This is a genomic window from Bradyrhizobium sp. USDA 4506 (genome assembly GCF_054058795.1).
The window spans coordinates 6,318,539-6,341,192 of sequence record NZ_JBSSBM010000002.1; the positions used below are offsets into that span (position 1 = coordinate 6,318,539).

The 22,654-nt window shown below is 65.7% G+C and carries 23 protein-coding genes; 9 read left to right on the plus strand and 14 right to left on the minus strand.

Annotation, left to right across the window (positions count from 1 at the left end; all coding sequences use genetic code 11):
- Nucleotides 1-4: 4 nt before the first annotated feature.
- From ACVIHF_RS31970 to ACVIHF_RS31985, 4 genes are all read right to left on the minus strand, one after another.
- A complete protein-coding gene (locus tag ACVIHF_RS31970; protein ID WP_016847112.1) occupies nt 5-559 on the minus strand; it encodes a flavin reductase family protein in 555 nt (184 codons plus the stop codon).
- A 109-nt stretch (nt 560-668) separates the two neighbouring features.
- The gene (locus ACVIHF_RS31975; RefSeq protein ID WP_456793112.1) at nt 669-1,769 is read right to left on the minus strand and encodes an LLM class flavin-dependent oxidoreductase; all 1,101 of its coding nucleotides are present in this window, start codon (nt 1,767-1,769) and stop codon (nt 669-671) included.
- Between the two features lie 349 nt (nt 1,770-2,118).
- The gene (locus tag ACVIHF_RS31980) at nt 2,119-3,282 is read right to left on the minus strand and encodes an IS4 family transposase (protein ID WP_253605569.1); all 1,164 of its coding nucleotides are present in this window, start codon (nt 3,280-3,282) and stop codon (nt 2,119-2,121) included.
- 133 nt (nt 3,283-3,415) lie between these two features.
- Entirely contained in the window at nt 3,416-5,761 is a 2,346-nt protein-coding gene (locus tag ACVIHF_RS31985; RefSeq protein ID WP_456793113.1) for a mechanosensitive ion channel family protein, read from the minus strand.
- 314 nt (nt 5,762-6,075) lie between these two features.
- Between ACVIHF_RS31985 and ACVIHF_RS31990 the strand changes: the two genes are divergently transcribed.
- Nucleotides 6,076-7,806: an ATP-dependent Clp protease adaptor ClpS gene (locus ACVIHF_RS31990; protein ID WP_310881090.1), complete on the plus strand. Its 1,731-nt coding sequence runs from the start codon at nt 6,076-6,078 to the stop codon at nt 7,804-7,806.
- Between the two features lie 7 nt (nt 7,807-7,813).
- Here ACVIHF_RS31990 and ACVIHF_RS31995 read toward each other — a convergent pair whose 3' ends face one another.
- Entirely contained in the window at nt 7,814-9,901 is a 2,088-nt protein-coding gene (locus tag ACVIHF_RS31995) for a tetratricopeptide repeat protein (RefSeq protein WP_456794140.1), read from the minus strand.
- A gap of 253 nt (nt 9,902-10,154) precedes the next feature.
- On the opposite strand from ACVIHF_RS31995, the gene ACVIHF_RS32000 reads away from it, so the two are divergent.
- The 3 genes from ACVIHF_RS32000 to ACVIHF_RS32010 all read left to right on the plus strand — a co-directional run bounded on the left by ACVIHF_RS32000 (nt 10,155) and on the right by ACVIHF_RS32010 (nt 12,788).
- Entirely contained in the window at nt 10,155-11,318 is a 1,164-nt protein-coding gene (locus tag ACVIHF_RS32000) for an IS4 family transposase (protein WP_253605569.1), read from the plus strand.
- A gap of 200 nt (nt 11,319-11,518) precedes the next feature.
- Entirely contained in the window at nt 11,519-11,983 is a 465-nt protein-coding gene (locus tag ACVIHF_RS32005) for an Rrf2 family transcriptional regulator (protein ID WP_456793114.1), read from the plus strand.
- A complete protein-coding gene (locus tag ACVIHF_RS32010) occupies nt 11,970-12,788 on the plus strand; it encodes a class I SAM-dependent methyltransferase (RefSeq protein ID WP_456793115.1) in 819 nt (272 codons plus the stop codon). The genes ACVIHF_RS32005 and ACVIHF_RS32010 overlap by 14 nt, the downstream gene beginning before the upstream one ends.
- 40 nt (nt 12,789-12,828) lie before the next feature.
- On the opposite strand, the gene ACVIHF_RS32015 is transcribed toward ACVIHF_RS32010, so the two are convergent.
- From ACVIHF_RS32015 to ACVIHF_RS32055, 9 genes are all read right to left on the minus strand, one after another.
- Nucleotides 12,829-12,996 (minus strand): hypothetical protein, encoded by a 168-nt coding sequence (locus ACVIHF_RS32015; RefSeq protein WP_168857300.1) that lies wholly within the window; start codon nt 12,994-12,996, stop codon nt 12,829-12,831.
- A gap of 50 nt (nt 12,997-13,046) precedes the next feature.
- Entirely contained in the window at nt 13,047-13,466 is a 420-nt protein-coding gene (mscL, locus tag ACVIHF_RS32020; RefSeq protein ID WP_225647147.1) for a large conductance mechanosensitive channel protein MscL, read from the minus strand.
- 79 nt (nt 13,467-13,545) lie between these two features.
- A complete protein-coding gene (locus ACVIHF_RS32025; RefSeq protein ID WP_456793116.1) occupies nt 13,546-13,830 on the minus strand; it encodes a hypothetical protein in 285 nt (94 codons plus the stop codon).
- Between the two features lie 77 nt (nt 13,831-13,907).
- A complete protein-coding gene (locus ACVIHF_RS32030) occupies nt 13,908-14,312 on the minus strand; it encodes a DUF3597 domain-containing protein (RefSeq protein WP_456793117.1) in 405 nt (134 codons plus the stop codon).
- A gap of 282 nt (nt 14,313-14,594) precedes the next feature.
- Nucleotides 14,595-15,095 (minus strand): Rab family GTPase, encoded by a 501-nt coding sequence (locus ACVIHF_RS32035; RefSeq protein WP_456793118.1) that lies wholly within the window; start codon nt 15,093-15,095, stop codon nt 14,595-14,597.
- Nucleotides 15,095-16,846, minus strand: coding sequence for an OmpA family protein (locus tag ACVIHF_RS32040; protein WP_456793119.1), 1,752 nt, complete (start codon nt 16,844-16,846; stop codon nt 15,095-15,097). Before ACVIHF_RS32040 ends, ACVIHF_RS32035 begins: the two co-directional genes overlap by 1 nt.
- 1 nt (nt 16,847) lies before the next feature.
- Nucleotides 16,848-17,213: a hypothetical protein gene (locus ACVIHF_RS32045; RefSeq protein ID WP_233442850.1), complete on the minus strand. Its 366-nt coding sequence runs from the start codon at nt 17,211-17,213 to the stop codon at nt 16,848-16,850.
- A 160-nt stretch (nt 17,214-17,373) separates the two neighbouring features.
- Nucleotides 17,374-18,030 carry a response regulator transcription factor gene (locus tag ACVIHF_RS32050; protein WP_028335911.1) on the minus strand — a complete coding sequence of 219 codons (657 nt, stop codon included), beginning with the start codon at nt 18,028-18,030 and terminating at the stop codon, nt 17,374-17,376.
- Nucleotides 18,031-18,079: 49 nt separating this feature from the next.
- Entirely contained in the window at nt 18,080-19,150 is a 1,071-nt protein-coding gene (locus ACVIHF_RS32055; protein ID WP_456793120.1) for a sensor histidine kinase, read from the minus strand.
- A gap of 248 nt (nt 19,151-19,398) precedes the next feature.
- Here ACVIHF_RS32055 and ACVIHF_RS32060 point away from each other — a divergent pair, with 248 nt between their 5' ends.
- The 5 genes from ACVIHF_RS32060 (at nt 19,399) to ACVIHF_RS32080 (ending at nt 22,620) form a co-directional block, all read left to right on the plus strand.
- On the plus strand, nt 19,399-19,713 hold the full coding sequence (locus ACVIHF_RS32060; protein WP_225161524.1) for a hypothetical protein: 315 nt from the start codon (nt 19,399-19,401) through the stop codon (nt 19,711-19,713).
- Between the two features lie 212 nt (nt 19,714-19,925).
- The gene (locus tag ACVIHF_RS32065) at nt 19,926-20,378 is read left to right on the plus strand and encodes a MarR family winged helix-turn-helix transcriptional regulator (RefSeq protein WP_253606287.1); all 453 of its coding nucleotides are present in this window, start codon (nt 19,926-19,928) and stop codon (nt 20,376-20,378) included.
- Nucleotides 20,379-20,418: 40 nt separating this feature from the next.
- Nucleotides 20,419-21,045 carry an isochorismatase family protein gene (locus ACVIHF_RS32070; RefSeq protein ID WP_456793121.1) on the plus strand — a complete coding sequence of 209 codons (627 nt, stop codon included), beginning with the start codon at nt 20,419-20,421 and terminating at the stop codon, nt 21,043-21,045.
- Complete coding sequence (locus ACVIHF_RS32075; protein ID WP_016848133.1) at nt 21,032-21,361, plus strand: hypothetical protein; 330 nt, start codon at nt 21,032-21,034, stop codon at nt 21,359-21,361. Before ACVIHF_RS32070 ends, ACVIHF_RS32075 begins: the two co-directional genes overlap by 14 nt.
- A complete protein-coding gene (locus ACVIHF_RS32080) occupies nt 21,358-22,620 on the plus strand; it encodes an MFS transporter (protein ID WP_028335916.1) in 1,263 nt (420 codons plus the stop codon). Before ACVIHF_RS32075 ends, ACVIHF_RS32080 begins: the two co-directional genes overlap by 4 nt.
- The last annotated feature ends 34 nt before the right edge of the window (nt 22,621-22,654 follow it).

Sequence of the window (22,654 nt, forward strand, 5' to 3'; positions counted from 1 at the left end):
AGCCTTACGAAAACTCGTTCCAGCTGACACGCCGTGCGTCGAGGTCGCCGAGTTCGACCGGATCATGGATGTTGCGCACGCTCTGGAAGCCGGAGCGCAGATAGATCAGCGGGTCGACCGTGGTCGCGGCGCGGACGTGCTGGACCTCGCCGATGAAGATCGAATGGGTCTTGGTCTCGAGCTCCTGCGCCAGCACGCAGTCGAACGCCGCGACGGCATCCTCCAGCACCGGGGCGCCGGTGGCGCCGGTGGTCCAGCGCCCAAACGCAAAACGGTCGTCGCCGTTGACGCCCTTCTGGCCGGAGAAGGTCAGCGCCAGCAGCGCGTGGTCCTCGTTCAGGAAGTTGATGACGAAATGGCGCTCCTCGCGGATGCGCTGATGCGCGCTGGCGTTACGGTTAACGCAGACCAGCACCGAGGGCGGATTGTCCGACAGCGAGCAGGCCGAGGTCACGGTCAGGCCGGTGCGCTGCCCGGTCTCGGAGCCGACCGTCACCAGCGCGACGGCGCCCGCGCAATGGCGCATCGCCTGCTTGAAACTCTGTGCGTCGACCGTCATGCCGCAAACCCTGTTTGAGCATGATCCTCCGGATCATGCTTCGGTAAAAACACTTCGTTCAAGATATGCGAGGCGGGGTGCGAGGCAAGCCCCGCACCCCGCGCAGCTGTCATGCAGCCTTCTCGAACTCGGCGCCGAGATGCTTGAGCCGCGGCATCACCTCGTTCTTGAGCAGGTCCAGCGAGTGCCGCCAGGCTTCCGGTTTGTGCTTGTAGTCGAAGCCGAACACACAGAGGACACCGAAGCCGCCGACCTCCCGGTAGATCTTCTCGATCTTCTCGGTGACCGTCGCGGGCGAGCCGACGATCCAATTCCGGCGCGCGCAATATTCGACAGTGACGTCGCTGTCGGGCACGTCGGGCGCGTGCTTCAGATAGTCCTTGAAGCCGAAATGGCCGAGCAGCGGCAGGAAGTACTCGCTCATCATCCGGCCCATCATGTCGCCGGTCGACAGCTTCCACGCCTCCTCATCGGTATCCGCCACGAACACCTCGCGCACCAGCCGCCAGTCCTTGCGGCTCGGCTTGCGGCCGGTCTTGGCGGCGCCGGCCTCGACCGAATCCCAGTGGCTGCCGACATAGGCCGGGTTGAGGTTGAGGCTCATCGGAATGAAGCCGCGCTCGCCGGCGAGCTTCAAGGTGTCCGAATTCTTCGACAGGCCGGCGACGCCGATCGGCGGGTGCGGCCCTTGCAACGGCTTGATGTGCGGCTTGAGGAAGTCGAACATCGTGTCCGGCTTGCTCACCGTCCAGTACCTGCCCTTGTGCGTCCAGGGTCCCGGCTCGGACCACATCTTCAGGATGATCTCGAGCGCCTCGCGGGTCATGTCGCGGTTCTGGCCCGACATGCCGTCGACGTTGAACATCGCCCAGTCGCTGGGCAGGCCCGAGGCCGCGACGCCGAAGTTGAGGCGCCCGTTCGAGAGATGATCGAGCATCGCAACGCGGTTCGCGAGTTCGGCGGGATGATGATACGGCAGCAGGAAGCCGCCGGGCCCGATGCGCAGATTCTTGGTCTGCAGCAGCGCCTGCGCCACCAGCAGATCAGGCGACGGGTGCGGCTCCCAGGGTGCGGTATGGTGCTCGCCGATCCAGGCTTCCTGATAGCCGAGCTCGTCGAGCCAGCGCAGCGTCTGCAGGTCCCAGTCGTGGCCCTCCTTCAATCCGCACTCCGGCGGGTGCGAGGGCATGGTGAAGTAGCCAAGCTCCATGTGCGTTTCCTTCCTTCGCGTTGGGTTCAGTTGTGCAATGCGTCTTGCCGCGCATTGCATGACGATCAGCAAGCGCTGTGCCAGCGGAGGAAGTCGCAGGGAATGGGTGAGAACGGCCGGATTTCGGCCGGCTGCGCGCCGGTCAGCGGGCTTGGCAAGGCTGGCGGCGTCTCACCGTCGCGAGACGTGTCGCAATCGTGAGACGCGCCGGCAAGCATTCCCGCTGGTTGGCTCGGGCTGCCTTCGCACACACGGAAGCAGATACTCTCGCGGAGACTTCCCCTCACCCGAATTCGAGCTTCGCTCGAATTCGACCTCTCCCCGCAAGCGCAGGGGTGTCCGGGGAAATTCAGGCATAGCGGAGCTCCATCTGGTCAGGTGAGATGGTTGATTTCCGACGGCTGGGGTTGATGGGCGGAGGTTTGTCGATGGCAGCGAGGGATCGACGCGTGAGCAGGAGCTGGCCGACGAGTTCGGCGAACCTGAGCGGGAGCATTTTGATGCAGTTGGTGTGAGCGGCGATGCGCAGCAGCAGGTAGGCAATCATCGCAGCGAGCACCTGAAGGCGGATCGCGTTGTCGTTGGCGCCGAGGAACTTGCGAATATCGAGATGCTGCTTGATCCAGCGGAACAGCAGCTCGATTTGCCATCGGCTCTTGTAGAGGGCGGCGATCTCGACGGCGCTACGGACAAGGTCGTTGGTCAGGAGTGTGATCTTGCCGCCTTTCTCGCGTCTGATCTTGATGCGGCGGAGCGGGATTGGAAGGCGCGAATCGCCCTTGCTGGTGAGCTTCACCTCGTCATCGGCAAGGATTTCGAAGCCATCCCCGTTACGCTTGCGGATGGCGCGATGCCTGAGCGAGCGAAGACGGATGCTCGTCTTCGCCCGGGTAACGAAGAAAGCCTTGCTATCATTGATCTTCTGCCACCAGTCGAAACGGCAATAGCCCTTGTCAAACACATAGGTGGTGGCGGGCTGGATTGGGGTCTGTCGGCCGATCTCGATGTCATTGACGTTCGCGGCCGTCATCTCGACGCAGGTCGGGACATCGCTCCTTGGGTCGTAGACGACATGCAGCTTCATGCCGCGGATGCGGCCGTTCCACGTCGCCCAACTGCAGACCTTGCCGAGCGGGATCGGACTGGCGTCGATCAGACGCACCATCTCCATGCCTTCACTCCGCAGCTGGCGACGCGCCATCGCCGACAGCGCCGCAAAGGTTTGCGCGAAAATGCCGATCGGACGGCGGGCATTGGCATCGGACAACGTCGAGCGCGACAGCTTGCCGGTTCCCAAGTGATAGTGATGCTGCGAATTGGCGTTGAAGCCAGTCACCACCCCGCGCAGACTGCTGTTGCCGCTAAGCTGGGCATAGATCAGCGCCACCAGATGATCCCAGCTCCTGAACGACTTGTCGTAGGCATCCCCGTCCAGACGATCCACAACCGTCTGAAACTGCCGTCGATTGATCGGTTCAAGCAGCCTTCCAAAAATGCTACCGCGATATCGCATGCTCGGCCCTCTGTGTCTCGACAACCAGAAAAGACCGATTTGCCTCGGTCCTGCCGAGCATGCACCGCGACACAGTGAATCATTCCCCGGACACCCCTGCCGCAAGCGGGGCGAGGTGAAGCGGTGCGCCGGATCAGCCCGCCGCGCGGCGCGGCTGGGCGTTGGTATCGGGCTCGGAGGGTGGAGGAAGCTGCATCAGGATGGTCTGGCCCATCGAGGCGATCTCGATGCCCTCCTCCTGGAAGCGCCGTTTCATGCGGCGGTTGAACTCGCGTTGCACCGCCCAGCGGCCGCTATCGGTGCAGCGGATCTGGCCGACGATGGTCACGACCGAGCCGTCGACCTTGTCGACGCCCCACAATTCGAGGTCGCCTCGAATGAATGCGCGATACGCCGTCTCCTGGCGCATCTGGGCGACGATGTCCTTCAGCACCTCGCCGGCGCGGTCGGTGTCCTCCTTGTAGGACACGTTGACGCTGACCGCGGCATTGCCGGCGCCGCGGCTGGAGTTGGTGATCGTGGTCACCGCGCTGAACGGCACCACGTGCACCGAGCCGTCGCCGGCGCGCAGCCGCATGGTGCGGATCGAGACGTTCTCGACCACGCCCGAGAGGCCCGACACCGTGACGTTGTCACCGACCTGCACGGTGTTCTCGATCAGGAGGAACAGCCCGGTAATGAGGTCCTGCACCAGCTTCTGCGAGCCGAAGCCGATCGCGATGCCGACGATGCCGGCGCCGGCGAGCAGCGGCGCGACATTGACGCCGATCTCGCTGAGCGCCGTGAGGCCGACCACCGCGACGATCATGCAGAACAGCGCGGTGCGCAGCATCGGCTGGAAGGTGCGCAGGCGCGCGGCGCGGGCGTAATGCCCCTCGCGCGACAGGGTGTCGATCTGCCGGTCCATCAGCGCATTGGCGACTTCCCAGATCACGGCCGCGGCCAGCGCGGCAATGCCGATCGTCACCAGCGCCGAGATCAGGCGGCTTCCGATCTGGCCGCCATAGAACCAGACGATGGCATCGACGCCCCAGACCTCGAGCAGCGCGACGAAGCCAATGAAGGCGATCACTGCCGTGACCACCTTGCGCAGCAGCGGCAGATAGCGGTTGGCGCGGGTCTCGAGCCCCGGGAAGCGCTGGATCAGCTCCGGGCTGATGCGGAAGCCGCGATCGATCAGGCTCAGCACCACCATGGTGACGAGGCGGGTGACCAGCAGCACCGCGACGGTGCCGACGAAATACTGCAGCAGCAGCGAGTAGCCGTTGCGGATGTTGAGCGCCCACACTGCCCACAGCGCGAGGTCGAGCGCGATCGCCAGCACATGCCAGAGCGCCGCGAGCCGGTTGCGCGTCCGCGCCGCAAGCCCGGTGCGATCGGCCGGCGCGCGAATGGCGTCGGCGACCTGGCGGCGGCACTGCAGGATGATGACGACGACGAACAGATGCACGACCAGCATCACGAGCCGGATCAGCGCGGCATAGCCGGCGCGATGCAGCCCGAGCAGCAGCGCGACATTGGCAAAGGCGATGCCCGAGACGCCGACGGCGACGATGCGCCGGGCCCAGATCTCGATATAGGCCGCGGTTTCGGCACGGACGCGGAACAGGCCGAACGGTCCCGCCAGCGCGCGCACCGCGCAGATCAAGACGCGCGAGAACACATAGGCGTTGACGACGGCAAGGATCACGAGCCGCGTGGTCGACTGATCGCCGATCTCGGTGCCGAGCAGCGCGGTGGCGATGCCGCCGAATACGACGACCGGCAGCAATTCAAGTAGCAGGCGTCCAAGCACGAAGGGCAGCCGGACCAGCGACTGCCAGGCCCGCGCCAGGCTGAGCCGGCGCCGCTGCAACTCGGGCGCCGGCGTGACGTCGGCAACCGACGACGGCGGATCGACGCTGGCGAGCGTCTGCACCGGCATGCGCGCGGTCTGCGGCAGCCGCGCTTCCAGGAACGCGACCGGCCGCTTGATCAGGCGGAACACCACCCATTCGGCGGCCAGCGCGCAGCCGAACACCAGCGCCAGCTTCCAGGCGATATCGATCAAGAGGCCATAGGCGACCGGATCATTGGCGGTGCGCACGAACCAGTAATAGAACGCCGGGAAATGTGTCAGCGTGCGCGCGACGTCGGCGACCTCGCGCGACATCTCGCCGACCTGTTCGGACACCATCAGCAACAGCTGTGCGCCGAGGCTGTCGGCGGTGAGCGGGATCGGCGAATGCTGCTCGGGCGCAGGCGCCGGCTGCGCCGCCGCCTGCGGCGAGGCATTGGCGATGGCGCGCAGCGTGTTGATGATCTCGCCGCGCTTCTTGTCGTCCTGCAGCGTGTCGAGCGCACGTTTCGCCTGCTCGGGCGTCAGCGCGTCGCCGATAGCGGGTTGCGGCGGCGCCGGCTTGGTGGCCGGCTGCGCCAGCGCGGGAGAGACGAACAAGGTGAAGACGAGAAGCAGCGCAAGGCGAAGTTTGTGCGACACGAGGGCCTCATAAAATAACTGCGCGACCGCAAACCCTTGGGAGGAATCTGCTCTCGCGCTCGCGCCATGTCGGATACTCCTTTTCGCCCCGATGGTGTGTCGGAAGTTTGCCGCTGTGACGGCCATCTCTTGGCATTTGCCGCAACACAATCGTCACAGGCGTTGAGCCGCGTTTACACTTCCAGTGCGCGTTCCCGGCCGATCGGCTCACTACACGTCAGGGATGAGACGGCAGAATCTTTCGCTTGACGCGCAGGAGCCGCCGTGATGTTCTTATTTTGTTCTTTTGTTCCCGATTGCGTTTCGGGGGTCTCATGCACGACGTGTTTAGCGACGACGGTCCGGTGCGGCTCTTCATTCACGACGACGATGAAACCCCGCTGGAATTCGTGCAGGATTTGTTGCGTACGGTGTTTGGGAAATCCGAGCAGGAAGCCATCGCCTCCGCTGCCTTGATCGAGGCCAAGGGCGCCATTCCGTGCGGCCCCTTTCCGGGACCGGTCGCGCGAGCCATCTTCAACTCGGCGAAGTGGCTGATCCGCTCCAACGGCCAGCCGTTGATGATCACCACCGAGTCGGCCGACGCCAGCCGCCCCTGCGATCTCTGCGAAGCCCCGAGGGCCGTGACGGAGATTCTGATCTCCGGTACGACTGCGTCGCTGTGCAGCGACTGCCTGCTCGCTGCACGGCGCAGCTCGGAAGAATTGCCGGGCGAGACGTTTCGGTCCGCTTACGTTGCGCTCGACTGGCATTTCGCCGGCGTGCCACGCAACCTGATCGTGACACGGGCGCGACAGTTTCCGGGCCACATGCGCGCCGACGTTCAGGTCGCAATCGACAAGCTGTTCACCGATCCAATCCACTTCTTCGGCATCCATGAAGAATATCGCTACGAGACGCTGGACTTCGCGGCGCTGATGAAGGCCGGCCGCAATGCGCCGGCGATCGCGCCGCCGCAATATCGCGATGTCGATATCGGCGAGGCCGAGCCGGTGAAATGCCTCGCCAATGGACTATGGCTGTGCCGAACCGGCGAACTGCGCTACGCCGTGCTGCTGACCTTCCATCGCGAATATGATCACGAACCGTCGCTGCGAATCGAGCTCGCGTTGCCCGCCGGGGCGACCGGCAACGCTTTCGTGCAGCGCACTTTCGCCGAGCTGGAAGCCGCCGTGCATGCAGCGCGATCCTATCGCGGCAAGATCCTGTCGCTTGAGGATGGCGCCAATTATCGCGGACGTTCGCGTGGCTTGACCGTGCATCGCCTGCCGACGGTCGCTCGCGATGATGTGATCCTGCCGGACCGGACGCTGCGGCTGCTCGATCGCAATGTGCTCGGCTTTGTCGAAAGCCGCGATCTGCTGCGCGAGCTTGGCCAGTCGACCCGCAAGGGCATCCTGCTCTACGGCCCGCCCGGCACCGGCAAGACCCACACCATCCGCTATCTCGCCACCAACCTGCCGGATCACACCACGCTGATCATCACCGCCGAGCAGGTCGGGCTGCTCGGCGCCTATATGAACCTCGCACGGCTGCTGCAGCCGACCATGGTCGTGATCGAGGACGTCGACCTGATCGCGCGCGACCGCGAGGACATGGGCGGGCCGTGCGAGGAATCCCTGCTCAACAAGCTGCTCAACGAGATGGACGGCCTGAAGGAGGATTGCGACATCCTGTTCGTGCTGACCTCCAACCGTCCCGAAGAGCTGGAGAGCGCGCTGGCCGGCCGGCCCGGCCGCATCGACCAGGCCATCGAGGTGCCGCTGCCCGACGAGACCGGACGCGGCAAGCTGATCCGGCTCTACGGCAAGGGCCTGCCGCTCGAACAGCCCGTCATCGACGACGCCGTGCGACGCACCGAAGGCGTCAGCGCCGCCTTCATCAAGGAGCTGATGCGCCGTCTCGCCCAGGCCAGCATTGTCAGGGACGGCGGCCGCGAGGTCACCTCCTCCGACGTCGACGGCGCGGTGAACGAAATGCTGTTCGACGGCGGCCGGCTCAACGCCAAGCTGCTCGGCGGCGCGCAGGGGATGAGTGCGGGGTGATGGCCGATCACTTCGCCGCTGCCGGCAACAGCAACTCCCGCTCGCCGGCCGCAACGCGCGCAAGCTCTTCCGACACGCGCGCGAGCACGCGGTCCCAGGCCTGCGGCTTGTCCTGGCGGAACAACCGCATGGTCGGATACCAGGGCGTGTCGGCGCGGTCGCGCAGCCAGCGCCAGTCGAGCGCGTAGGGACACAACATCCAGACCGGGCGGCCAAGGGCGCCGGCGAGATGCGCCACCGAGGTGTCGACGGCGATGACGAGATCGAGCGCGCAGACGGCCGCCGCGGTGTCGGCGAAATCGCCGAGCGTCGGCGCGAGGTCGACGATACCTGCGCCAAGACGCCGCAGCACCGGAGCATCGTCCGGCCGCGGCTCCTTCTGCAGGCTGTAGAGCTGCACGCCCGATGTGACCAGCCGCGGCAGCACGGCGTCCGCCGGCAGCGAGCGCTGGCGGTCGCCCTTGTGCCTGGGATTGCCGGCCCAAACCACGCCGACCTTCAGCGCGGTCACGCCGGCGAGCGCCTCGCGCCAGCGCGCAAGCTTGCCGGCATCCGCCCGCAGATAGGATGTCGCTGCGGGAATGGTCTCGACGGTGGTGCGGAAGATCCGCGGCAGACTGAGCAGCGGCAGTTGCAGATCGAACGGCGGCAACGGCTCGCCGCGCGCGAACACCGCGACATCAGGCAGCATCGGCCGCAGCAGCGCGACCAGCGCCGGCTGCACCTGCAGAATGATCCGGCCGCCTCTGCCCGTCAGCATCGGCACATAGCGGACGAAATTGATGGCGTCGCCGAGTCCATATTCGGCAAACAGCAGCAGCGTACGTCCGGCGAGCGGCTCGCCCTGCCATTCCGGCTCGTCGAACACGGGATCGCCGTCGCTGAGCATCTTGGTCTTGCGGCGCCACCGATACTCCTCAAAGCCCTCCTCGAACTCGCCGTTCATCAGGAGGAAATGCGCGTGGTTGTAGTGCGCGAGCGGCTGCTTGGGATCGAGCGTAATCGCCCGGCGCGAGGCCACCAGCGCCGCATCGATCTCGCCGGCATTGCGCAGCGCGACCGCGAGGTTGGCGTGGCCCTTGGCATAGAGCGGCTCGAGCTCGATGGCGCGCCGATGCGCGGCGACCGCAGCCTCGACCAGGTTCTGCGCCTCGAAGATGATCCCGAGATTGGTGTGCGCGGCGGCGTAGTCCGGCTTCAGCGCCAGTGTGAGCTCCGCGCAGGCGATGGCGTCGTCGACCTGTCCGAGCTCGAACAGGCAGGCGCCGAGATTGTTGAGGATGACGTGATCGGACGGGTCGCGGGCCGAGACCTGCCGATAGATGCGGACAGCCTCCTCGCGCTCGCCCGCCTCGTGCTGCACCATCGCCAGCAGGCGCTGCGGCGCGATGTTGCCGGGCTCGAGTGCGATCGCGCGGCGGTAGTGCAGGATTGCGTCCGCCAGCAAGCCCTGGCGATAGAGCGCCGCGCCGAGGCCGCAATGCAGTCCGGCATTGTCAGGATCCGCGGCAAGTCCGCGGCGATAGGCCGTGGCGGCCGCTTCGTGCCTTTTCTGATCGCTCAGCACATTGCCGAGGTTGAGCCAAACGCCGCGGTAGACCGGATCGCGCGCGATCACCTCGCGATAGGCCTGTTCCGCCTCGACCGGCCGCTGCTGCCCGGCCAGCGCGACAGCGAGGTTGAACCGCGCCCGCGTCAGCCCACCATCGAGCCCAATCGCGCGCCGGAACGCGGTCTCGGCCTCGTCGAAGCGCGACAGATCGCACAATGCGACGCCGAGCTTGATGTACAGGCCGGCATCCTGCGGCCGCAGCATCACGCCGCGCTCGAACGCCGCCACCGCACCTTCGTGCTCGCCCTTCACGGCGAGCGCGTCGCCGAGCGTGGCGAACGCCGGTGCATGATCCGGATCGAGGTTGAAGACCCGGTTGAGCAATACCGCGCCTTCCGCGGCACGATCGGTCACGAAGGCGATGACGGCGGACAGATGCAGCGCCGGAACATGCTCGGGATCGGCGGTGAGGATGTCGCCGCACAGCGTGCCGGCCTCCGCCGCGCGGCCCGCGCCATAATGCGCCACCGCATCCCGCAACATCCGATCGACCGCCACGCTGCCCACGATACCGCCCCTGCCAAAGTCCCCGATGCGGATTAAACGGGCGCCGCCGCGAAATCCGGCACGCGAATCCCGGTTAAACAATCAAAGCCAACGTGCAGGTCCTTGATCACTTCTCCTTCCCCCTGAAAGGCAGGGGTGTCCGGGGAATGATTCACTGTGTCGCGGTGCATGCTCGGCAGGACCGAGGCAAATCGGTCTTTTCTGGTTGTCGAGACACAGAGGGCCGAGCATGCGATATCGCGGTAGCATTTTTGGAAGGCTGCTTGAACCGATCAATCGACGGCAGTTTCAGACGGTTGTGGATCGTCTGGACGGGGATGCCTACGACAAGTCGTTCAGGAGCTGGGATCATCTGGTGGCGCTGATCTATGCCCAGCTTAGCGGCAACAGCAGTCTGCGCGGGGTGGTGACTGGCTTCAACGCCAATTCGCAGCATCACTATCACTTGGGAACCGGCAAGCTGTCGCGCTCGACGTTGTCCGATGCCAATGCCCGCCGTCCGATCGGCATTTTCGCGCAAACCTTTGCGGCGCTGTCGGCGATGGCGCGTCGCCAGCTGCGGAGTGAAGGCATGGAGATGGTGCGTCTGATCGACGCCAGTCCGATCCCGCTCGGCAAGGTCTGCAGTTGGGCGACGTGGAACGGCCGCATCCGCGGCATGAAGCTGCATGTCGTCTACGACCCAAGGAGCGATGTCCCGACCTGCGTCGAGATGACGGCCGCGAACGTCAATGACATCGAGATCGGCCGACAGACCCCAATCCAGCCCGCCACCACCTATGTGTTTGACAAGGGCTATTGCCGTTTCGACTGGTGGCAGAAGATCAATGATAGCAAGGCTTTCTTCGTTACCCGGGCGAAGACGAGCATCCGTCTTCGCTCGCTCAGGCATCGCGCCATCCGCAAGCGTAACGGGGATGGCTTCGAAATCCTTGCCGATGACGAGGTGAAGCTCACCAGCAAGGGCGATTCGCGCCTTCCAATCCCGCTCCGCCGCATCAAGATCAGACGCGAGAAAGGCGGCAAGATCACACTCCTGACCAACGACCTTGTCCGTAGCGCCGTCGAGATCGCCGCCCTCTACAAGAGCCGATGGCAAATCGAGCTGCTGTTCCGCTGGATCAAGCAGCATCTCGATATTCGCAAGTTCCTCGGCGCCAACGACAACGCGATCCGCCTTCAGGTGCTCGCTGCGATGATTGCCTACCTGCTGCTGCGCATCGCCGCTCACACCAACTGCATCAAAATGCTCCCGCTCAGGTTCGCCGAACTCGTCGGCCAGCTCCTGCTCACGCGTCGATCCCTCGCTGCCATCGACAAACCTCCGCCCATCAACCCCAGCCGTCGGAAATCAACCATCTCACCTGACCAGATGGAGCTCCGCTATGCCTGAATTTCCCCGGACACCCCTGCCTGAAAGGGGGAAGGTCGGGATGGGGGTCAGCCGCAGACGACGCTGCAAGTGGAGCGAGCTGATCCCCACCCGCTTTGCTCTGACGAGCAAAGCCCCTTTTCAAGGGGAGGTAGGAGGGCGACCAGGAGCCCGCCATCGCCCCGTTGACGGCCGCCGCTTCATGTAACATATGACGTTACATGATCCGCGATAGCCGCCTGTCCAGTGTCCTGCATGGCCTGCTCCACATAATCGGGGCAGGCGAGCCGGTGACGTCGGAGCAACTTGCGCAGGCGATGGCCACCAACCCGGTGGTGGTGCGCCGCGTGATGGCGGGGCTGCGCGAGCAGGGTCTGGTGCATTCGGAGAAGGGCCATGGCGGCGGCTGGACGCTGGCGCGCGATCCGGCCGACATCACGCTCGCGGACATCTATCGCGCGGTCGGCGCGCCCACGATCGTTGCGATGGGCCATCGCTCGGAAAATTCCGGCTGCCTGGTCGAACAGGCCGTCAACGACGCGCTCGGAGACACGTTTCGCGAGGTCGAGGCGCTGTTCCTGAAGCGGCTCGGCGCGGTGACGCTCGTTGCGCTCGCGAAGGATTTCAAGCGCCGGCTCGCCAAACACAAACAAAGTCTCGAGGATCAGATTCATGCAGTCAAGTGAGCAGGCGAAACCTCTGCCGTACAACGATCCCGCGCACTGGGACAAAATGGTCGCCGCCTATGAGGCGCAGTCGCAGCCGTTCACGACATTGTTCGCCGACGCCGCGGTCGCAACGCTTCCGATCGACCCGTCATCCAGGGTGATCGACGTCGCCACCGGCACGGGCGCCGCGGCGCTGGCCGCCGCCCGCACCGGAGCCGAGGTCACCGCGATCGATTTCTCCGCCGGCATGGTGGCGCGTGTCCGCGCGCATGGTGTGGCGAATATCGAGGCGCGGCAGATGGACGGCCAGGCGCTCGATCTGCCGGATGCCGCCTTCGATGCGGCAGTGTCGGTGTTCGGCGTGATGCTGTTTCCGGACTGGCGCACCGGCCTCAGCGAGATGGCACGGGTGACGCGACCGGGCGGATCGGCGGCGATTGCGGTCTGGAAGAGCGCCGATGGCGCCGCCGTGCATCTCTTGCTCTCGCAGATCATCCGGCGGCTCTATCCCGACAATGTCACGCCGATGCCCTGCACGGGCCTCGCCGAGCTCGCCGACCCCGGCCGCCTCGCCGCTGCGCTCGTCGCCGCCGGCTTCTCCGATCCTGTCGTCACAGAGATCACCCACGACTTCAAACTCAATGTCGCCAATCCCGGTGACGTCGACAAATTGTTCGAGTTCATGCCGCATTGGAGCGGACTCGATGCAGACCAGAGCGCCGCAGTCGCGCGCGCCTTCCGCGCCGAGATCGAGCGCAGGCGGGTCGGCGACAGCTTCGCGATTCCGTCGACCGCGCTGATCGCGACGGCCCGGCGGGCTTGACCGAAACGGCCGCGATCCGGCCATGCGAGGTCACGGCCGCCTAGCGCTTGTCGTCGTCCGGTTTTTCTTCATCGCTCGGCGGCTGCAGCCCGGGACTGTTGGCCCAGCGATCGAGCTCCTCGATGACCCGCCGGTGGCTCGGCCGTAGCGGCTCTGCACCGCCGGGCTCTTGCGACAATTTTCGGGGCAGCTTGACCTGATCTGGCATGGTGAGGCTCCAGAGCTGGGGGCTGTACGCAGGGACACAAGCGCCACTCGTTACGCGCGGGACTTGAGGAGATCGCGGATCTCGGTGAGCAGCTCCTGATCTTTGGTCGGCTTCGGCGGTTCGGCCGGCGCCGCGGGCGCTTCGCGCTTGAGCTGGTTCATGAGGCGGACCACGATGAACAGCACGAAGGCGACGATCAGGAAGTTGAGCGTCAGCGTCAGGAAGCTGCCCCAGGCCAGCACCGCGCCCTGCTTCTTGGCATCGGCCAGGTTGGTCGCGGTCACCGACTTCGACAGCGCGGTGAAATAGTTGGAGAAGTCGAGCCCGCCGCTGACCGCGCCGATGATCGGCATGATGATATCGGCCACCATCGACGAGACGATCGCGCCGAATGCCGCGCCGATGATCACGCCGACGGCGAGATCGACGACGTTGCCCTTCATGGCGAATTCCCTGAATTCCTTCAGCATGTGATCTCCTGTTTTCCAAATGAATGCCGTGGCACGGCCCGGCGACCGGGTCGCCGACCGCTCCAAGGGGGGCGAAGGATTATTTGCGATCGGCCGGCTTCGCGGGTGCCGCGACCGGCTGCGCAGGCGCGGCCTGCTCCCACGGCGCCGGCAGGATGACCCGCGCCGGCGGCGGGTTCTGCGTAGCGCGCTGCACATTCGAATTTTCCGGCCGCGGTTCGTCGCCGGAATAATCCGCGCGGGCGATGGCGATATCGATGCCGAGCGCCAGCGCGACGGATCCGAGTGCCGCGCCGACCAATACGGCGGACCGCACCACACCAGCGCGCGGCCTGTTCAGGATGGCAGGATGAGATGAGGTCATCGCAACTGCTCCTCACGCAATACACATCGTTCGGAGCCGTGCGGGCGCGAGCGCCGCGCACGGCTCGAGGCGGGACGTCAGGTCTTGATGTCGTCCGGCAGCTTGCCGCCATTGGCGGCGAGCTTGGCCATCACCTGCTGATGCAGCCAGACATTCATGGTGGCGGTGTTGCTGGTATCGCCGGTGTAGTGCAGCTCCTTCGCGAGCTCCTTGCGCGCCGCAAGACCGCTGTCGAGGCCGAGCGCCTTCATCAGGTCGACGATCGAGCTGCGCCAGTCGAGCTTCTCGCCGGTCGCCGCGGCCGCCTTGTCGACGATCGCGGCGACGTCGACGGTTTGTGGCGCCGCCGTGCCGGGCGCAGCAGATGCAGACGTCGATGTCGATGGCGCTGCGCCGGGCGCGGCCGTCGTCGTGCTCTCAGCGGTTTTGGCCTGGGCGCCGTGGCCGAAGATTGCCCCCATGATGCTTCCAAAAATGCTCATGATCTCTCGCTCCGTGCGCCCGAGACACCGTTCGTCCCGTGGCTGTTTCCAGTGACGGGGCGGACGATAGGCAGGCCATTGGCCGAGCGGAAGATGACCATCGTCACTATCGGAGTGTGGGACGGCGTGGTGCTGTCGGCGGGGAAAGCGTGCGGCTTTCTGCGGCCGCGCGAGAGCCTTTCATCGTACGCCCCACGTGCGATGAAGTCAGCCGTCCCGGCCCGATTCGCCAGCCCCGAGAAGTCGGGACGGCTGACACAGACGTGTGCGCGTTGTCGCTAACTAGAGCTGGCGGCGGCGGATGGTCTGGGCGACTTCGATAAAGCTCTCGGCAATGCCGACGCCGGTCTTGGCGCTGACCGACTTGACGCTCGACTTCGCAAGCCCGGCAATCGCGCCCGCGCTGCCCGCGGCTTCCGGCAAGTCGATCTTGTTCAGCAGCGCCCGGTAGGGCCGGCCGGGGAAGCGCTCCTCGAAGCCGCGGACCAGTTCCACCATGCGGGTCACCGTCTGCGGCCGCGTGACGTCGGACACGATGATGGCGGCGGATGCGCCGGTGACATAGACCGTGTCGAAGATCTGCGTGCCGAAATCGCCGTCGGTGTCCCACAGCACGAGGCGCGTCGGATCGCTGCCATCCGCCGGCGCCACGTCGTGGCTCAGGATCTCGACGCCCAGCGTCGATTTGTACTGGCCCTCGAACCGGTTGTAGATCAGCCGATAGAGGATCGACGTCTTGCCGACCCCCATGTCGCCGAGCAGCATGACTTTCGCGGTGAGCATCAGCGGGCCACTTCGCCTCGATAGACCGTCTCGAACGCCACGCGGCGGTTGCCGCCGACGGTGGCGTCGACCCGGTCGGTGATCGGCATCGTCGCCGCGCGCGAAACCAAAATCAGCCGCGACGGATCGATCCCCAGCGCGGTCAGCCTGCGCTGGACCTGCTCGGCCCGCTTGCGCGCCAGCGTCCGGTTGGTGCCTTCCGTGCCGCTCTGATCGGCATAGCCGACGATGCGCAGCCTGAGATCGTTGTTCGCCATTAGTCCGGCGAGTTCGCGCAGCTGCTGATCGGCCTGGTCGTTGTCGAGGACTTCGTCTGAATTGTTCGCGAAGAAGATCGCGGTGGTGGCGATGAAGCGGTCGAGCCGCGCCGCCGGACCGTCGGCGACGGCTTGCAGCTTCGAATATTGCTCGGCCAATTTGGCATACTGCTCGCCGAGCCTGTCATATTGCTCGGTCAGGGCGGCATATTTCTGGTCGCCCGACTTCGCCTGCGCACCGATCGCCTCGCGCATCTGGTCGAGGCTCGCCTGCAGGCGCGTCAGGCTCTGCTGCAGGCCCGCGATGCCGGCCTGCGATGCCGCGATTTGCTCGGGTGCGGACACCAGACCGATGTGGTTGACGATCTTGTACGGTGCCGCGGCCGCGGCGAGCGCATCGATCAACGGCGCGGTTTCCAGCTGGCTCGGCTCGATGCCTGAAACGGCCACGCTTCGGCTGCCGTGATCGAAGTCGAGCCGCAGCGGGAACGAGGCCAGCAACGGCTGCTTTGCGGCGAGCTGTTCCAGCGCCGCCTGGGTCCGCCGCTCCAACAGGCCGCGCGTCACCGATGTCGCGGCAAGCCAGAGCAGCAGCGCGGCCAATGCCGCGAGCAAGGCGAAAAGGATCACCTTGCCGCGCCGGCTCGCGATTCGCCGTGGCGTATCGTCGGTCTCGATCGCGGCTGCCAGCGACGCCAGCATCGGCCCGTCGCAATCCGCACCGCGGTCGATGCGCTCGATCGCATCGAAGAACAACGAGTTGATCCTGGCGTTGTCGGCGGGCCGCAGCGGTCCCAGGCACTCCGCCGCCAGGATGAAGCGGGGCGAGGCGCGCAGCGCGAGCTGCCGTCCGCCGAAATCGAGCGTCTGCAGATTGCCTTCGCCGGCGAGCGCCTGCACGGAGAATTCCAGGATCGCCGCGACCATCGCGCTGAGCAGATCGGCGCGTTCGTCGGCGGCCGCATCGCGTTTCCAGTCCGCGATCAGGCGGCCATTGCCGCGTTCGATGATCAGGAGCCTGTTGATCTGCGGCGGCTGATCGGCGAGCACGAATTCGCTGATCGGGCGTCCCGTCACCAGCGACTTGACGCGGCCGACCCACAATTGCGCCGAGGTCAACGCATTGATGCGCTGCTCGAGCGAGGCAACCAGCTCGCTGAACGAATTCGCCACCGCGGCGCTAACCAGACGGCCGACGATCGGATAGAGCGCCTCGATCATCTGCTCGCGCGAGTTCTTGATCTCGCTGCGGATCGCCGAGACCACGACCGGCGCAATCGCGCTGGCGAGCTCGCGCGGCCGGTTGACCTCGGCGCGCTCCAGCGCCTCGACCAGGATGCCCGCGGTTGCCGTCTCCAGGCGGTCGGCGTTGCCGACATAGCGCTGCAGCGAGTCGAGGTCGGCCTCCAGCGACGTCAGACGCGTCGCCTCGGGCTGAAACAGCAATGTCTTGAGCTGCTCGATCTCGCGGTTCTGGCCGGCAGCAGCTGCCATGCTATTTGCCCGTGCGGCCGGATCCCAATCCGCTGATGACCGAGCCGAGCTGGGTGATCGCCGCGCCGACATCCTTCAGCGAGTCGAGGCGCTTCTGCTCGGTATCACGCTCGAGGTCGGAGAGCCGCGCAGAAAGCGCGGTGAGCTCGTTGGTGAAGTCCGCCTGCATCTGCTTGAGCGATGCCTGCATCTCCTCGCGCAGACCCGAGAGGTTGGTCTCGAGCGAACGTTGCGCGCCGCCGAACAGCAGGTCGCGAACCTGATCGATCGCCGCCATGCCATGCGCCGCCGGATCCACGCCGTTGCCGGCCGCCGCAGCGTCCGCCGGTCCGTCCGTACCTTTGGTCTGGCGCTCGATACCCTTCATGGTCATTTCCCGCTTACTCGTAGCCGCGCAATCCGGACCTGCGGTGTCAAAAAGCAAATCCGAAACAACCCTATAGCCAATTTTGCGGGCGCGGCCCAGAGAAAGGCGAGCAATCTCAGCCGGATCAACCGCGTGGTTGTGCGATCACGGCCAATTATTTCTAGTAAGTTATTGCCTTTATTGCGAGTTCTGTACGGTTCTTGACCTGGCATTTCTCCAGAATCGTGCTGACATAGTTCTTCACGGTTCCTTCGGCCAAATGCAGCTGCTCGCCGATCTCGGTGTTGCTCTTGCCCTCGACGATCAGCGTAAGAATTTCATTCTCCCGCGCCGTCAGCCCATCGCGAACCGGCAGCTTCGCCGAGACGCGCGGGCCGCGCAGCCGCTTGAACTCATCGAGGATGCGCGCGGCGACGCCGGGCGAAAGCCCGGACTGGCCGTTGATGACCGCGCGGATGGTCGAGGCGATCTCCTCCATCCTGGCGTCCTTCAAGAGATACGCCTTGGCGCCTGCGCTCACCGCCTCGAAGATCAGGTCGTTGGTCTCGAACGTCGTCAGCACCACGATATGGGTCTGCGGCAATTCACGGAGAATCCGCTGGGTCGCGGCGATGCCGTCGACCCGCGGCATCTGCAAATCCATCAGGATGACATCCGGCCGATAGCGCCGCGCGAATTCGATGGCCTGCTCGCCGTCGGCCGCGCCGGGAAGGATCTCGAAATCGTCGTTCTGCTGGGCGAGCAGCGTCGCGATACCTTCCCTGATCAGCGTCTGATCCTCGGCGATCAGCACCCGTATCTTCTCAATTCTGCTCACGGGCTTTCCGTCATCCTCTCGAAAACGCGTTGCATGCGCGGCAACGAATTCAATCGGCCAGCACGCCGGCAGACGCCGCCGGCGGCACCGCCACGGGGAGCGAGATCCGGACCAGCGTTCCCTGCCCGGGCGCGCTCTCCACCGCGCAGCTGCCGCCGACAAGTTCAGCAAATTCGGCCATGCCAATCAATCCGAAATGTCCTGGCGTCGGGACCGCGGGATCGAAGCCGCGGCCGTCATCGCGGATCTCGACAATCAGCTTGCGGCCGACCGCGGCCGGTTCGTCGAAGGCGTGAAAGGAGACGCGGCGCGCCCGCGCATGCGTCTGAACATTGCGCAGTGCCTCGCTGAGAATGCGCTGAACCGTCAAGCCGCAATCGCGCAGGCCGGGGCGCGCCGCTTCGTCGATCTGGATCGACACCCTGACACCGCTGCGCGCGGCGAAGTCGCTGAGCAGCCCCTCGACATCGGGATCAAGCTTCAGGTCGTCGGGCGTGCGCAGGCGGTCGATGGCTTCGCGGGCGCGGTTCAGGCCGCTCGCGGCCGCATCTTCAGCGGTCGCGAGGCTGTCCGCCACACGGGCGGGATCGGCCGACAAATAATGCCGGATCAGCCGGATCTGGGTCAGCAGCGCCACGATCGAGTGCACCAGCGTATCGTGCAGATCGCGCGCCAGCCGCAGCCGCGTCCGCGCCAGCGAGGCAAAGCGCACCTCCGCGCTCGCCGCCTCGAGTTGCTGCTCCATCAGGCGCCGGGCGCGGCGCTCGCTGCCGAGCAGCGTTTCGACCTGACGGCCGGCAAAATCCGGCATGGCGATGACGAAGTAATGCGACTGCGCGCCGTTCCACAGCACGACCGCCGTCATCGGCTGCGTGATGTCAGGCGACGCGCCACGCACACCGGCCAGCGCGATCATGTCCCGCTGGCCGCTGGCAAGCGCCGCCAGCTCGGCTTCCATGCCGACCAGCAACACACACTCGCAGCAATCGACGCCGGTTGCGGGAAGCCACTCGACCAGCCGGCCGATCTTCCGCTGCATGCTTCGATCGGCGCCGATGACGGCGAGACCGATGACGTCGGCTTCTGCGGCCGCAAGCAAATCCGCGCTCAGATCGATCATGCGTTGCCCATCAGCTCAGCGAGCAGCCCACTCTGGCGTAAGCCGGCAGCGGTCGCAAACGAATATGACTTTCGTCACAACCGGTCCTGACCTTCGTCAGATGCCGCGGCTGCTCGAAATACGGTTCTGTCTCACGAATGAGCAACAGCGCAAGCCATGATGTGCCACATGCCGGCGTCCATGGCGATGCCGGCCGGGCGCCGGGCCTCGCGAAAGGTCGCGCCAGTCGGCCGGAATGTGAGCTGACAATGAAGGGCGCACCACGAAAACCGTCGGGCATCGAGCTGCGCATGCTGGCGGAAGCAAGCAAGCCCGCGCGGCGCCGGCGCCTGAGCGCGACCCAGAAGATGGCGTTGCAGGAAGCGCTCGCCGGTCGCCTGCAGCTCTATCCGCGCGGATATGCCGCGAGCAAGACCGGACCGTTCCACTCCCGACGCGCCATTCTCGGACTGGTGCGCGCCGGCCTGATGAGCCTCAGCGCGACGGCGCGCTATGCGGCCGTGACCAGGCGCGCGCGCGAGATGTACGAGGCCGCGGCAAGCAGCGACGCTGCGCCCGAGTAAGCGCGCGCCATTGCGCTGAGGCGCTCGAAGCCCTCACCATCCATTTCATTCCGCGCTGAGGCCGGCGTCACACGCGCGGACGCCCCGCGTGCCGCGCCGATCCGGCCGCGAGCAGCGTCAGACCAGTCGGCTGGCTGCAGCAGGACACGTATGCAGATAAACTGCGAAGATAATCTTTACAGTTTACCTTCATATATGCTATCCGATTCGGCATGAGCAATGTACCGGCCCGTCCCGGCTCGGCGCGCACATCCGCGCTGGCCGAAGATCTTCGCCTGTTGATTGGAACGCTGAAGCGGCGGCTTCGCGAGCAGGGTCAGCGCGAGGACCTCCCGCCCTCCCAGGTCGCGGTGCTGCTTCGCCTCGAAAAGGACGGCCCCGCGACCGTGTCCAGCCTGGCGCGATCAGAGGGCATGCGTCCGCAGTCGATGAGTTCGGCGATATCGGCGCTCGAGGCCGCCGGCCTGGTCCGCGGCGTGCCGGATCCGGACGACGGCCGGCAGACCATCATGTCGCTCACCGATAGCTGCCGCGAGCGGCTGCGCACCGGCCGCGCCGCACGGCAGGACTGGCTGTCGCGCACCATCGCCGCGCGGCTGTCGGCGCGGGAGCAGGACGAACTCGCCGCCGCCGTCGGCTTGCTGAAGCGGCTGGTCGAGGATTGAGCCGGCTGCACTGCGACAGCTTGCGAGAAAGGTAACGACCATGGCCCTGACGACGCTCGATCCGATCACCGCATTGATCGTCATCGATCTACAAAGCGGCCTCATGGGCTGGCCCTTCGCCCACCCGATCGGCGACATCGTGGCTCGCGCCGCCGCGCTTGGCGCTGCGTTCCGACGGCACGGTCTGCCGGTCGCGCTGGTCAATGTCGACGGCAGCTCGCCGGGACGAACCGAGCAGGCGCCGCGCCATGGAAATCTAATTGGAAATCTAATTGGAAATCCAATTGGAAATCCATTTGGCGGCCCGCTTCCCGACGGATGGACCGATCTCATTCCGGAGCTCGACCGACAGCCCGGCGACATCGTCGTGACCAAGCGAACGCGAGGCGCATTTGCCAGCACCGACCTCGAAAGCCTGCTGAGAGCGCGTGGCGTCACGCAAGTCGTGATCGTCGGCGTCGCCACCGCGGGCGGCGTCGAATCGACGGCGAGACAGGCCTATGAAGCGGGCTTCAACGTCACGCTTGCGATCGACGCCATGACCGATGCGCGGCCGCACGCACATGCCTACAGCATCGAGCACGTGTTCCCGCGACTCGGCGAAACCGGCTCGACGCAGGCGATCATCGATCTCGTTGAAAGGACCAACGCGCATGAACTGGCTTGATCTTGTCGCCTATTTCTTCGGCGGCGCCTTCCTCACCAATGCGATCCCCCACGTCGTCGCCGGCATGATGGGCGAAGCGTTCCAGAGCCCGTTCGCCAAGCCGCCCGGCGAAGGCCTGTCCTCATCGACCGTCAACATCGTGTGGGGCTTCTTCAACCTCGCGGTCGGATATCTGCTGGTCTGCCGCGTCGGCGACTTCGGCTTGCGAACCACCAGCGACGTCGCAGCGCTCGGTCTCGGCGGTCTTCTGATCGGCCTGTTCCTGGCGCGGCGGTTCGGGCGGTTTCACGGCGGGAATGAACCTCAGAGAACATGAGACGCGTCTTTCGATCGCTCGCGAGCTTCAACTACCGGGTCTGGGCGGCCGGCGCGCTGGTGTCCAACATCGGCACCTGGATGCAGCGCGCGGCGCAGGACTGGCTGGTTCTCACCCAGCTGACAAATCACAGCGCGTCCGCCGTCGGCATCGTGATGGCGCTGCAATTCGGGCCACAGCTATTATTGATGCCGTGGACCGGCTTTGCCGCCGATCACTTCAACCAGCGCAAGCTGCTGATGGCGACCCAGGCGACGATGGGCGCGCTGGCACTCATCCTCGGCATTCTCACCGTCACCGGGCTGGTGCAGCTCTGGCACGTCTACACCTTCGCGTTCCTGTTCGGCTGCGCGGCAGCGCTCGATGCCCCGGTGCGGCAGACCTTCGTCGCCGAGCTGGTCAGCGATACCAACCTCTCGAACGCGATCGCGCTGAACTCGACCTCGTTCAACGCCGCGCGCATGATCGGCCCGGCCGTCGCCGGCCTCATCATCGCCTCCGTCGGCACCGGCTGGGCATTCCTGTTCAACGGCGCATCGTTCCTGGCGGTGCTGACGTCGCTGACTCTGCTGCGCACCTCCGAGCTGCGCCCGAACGCGCGCGCCCATCGCACCAAGGGCAGCGTGATGCAGGGCTTTCATTATGTGTGGTCCCGGCCCGATCTCAGGGCGACGCTGATCATGCTGTTCCTGATCGGGACCTTCGGACTGAACTTTCCGATCTTCATCTCCACCATGGCGGTCGGCGTATTCCACACCGACGCGCGCGGCTTCGGCCTGCTGTCGTCGATGATGGCGCTCGGAACGATGTCGGGCGCGCTGCTTGCCGCGAGCCGCGAGGAGCCGCGCTTCGGCTCGCTGATGCTGGGCGCCGCGATCTTCGGGTTGGGCTGCACGCTCGCCGCATTGGCGCCGAGCTATTGGCTGTTCGCCGCGGCGCTGGTCGTGATCGGCGTCGCCGCGCTGACCGTCACCAACACCTCGAACGCGCTGATGCAGCTCTCGACCGAGCCGGCGATGCGCGGACGGGTGATGGCGCTGCGGCTCGGCGTTGCGCTCGGCGGCACGCCGATCGGCGCACCGATCGTCGGCTGGGTCGCCGATCACCTCGGCCCGCGCTGGGCGCTCGGCGTCGGCGCCGCCGCCGGCTTTGCCGCGGCGATCGTCGCGATCGGCATGCTGTCCCGATCCGGCGGCGAAGCCGAGCGCCGCAGCCAGGAGGCGCGAAGGAGCGAGGTCAACCTGCCGCAGCAGCGTTGATCATGGCGCCACCGACCGGCGCTGCTACCCTGTG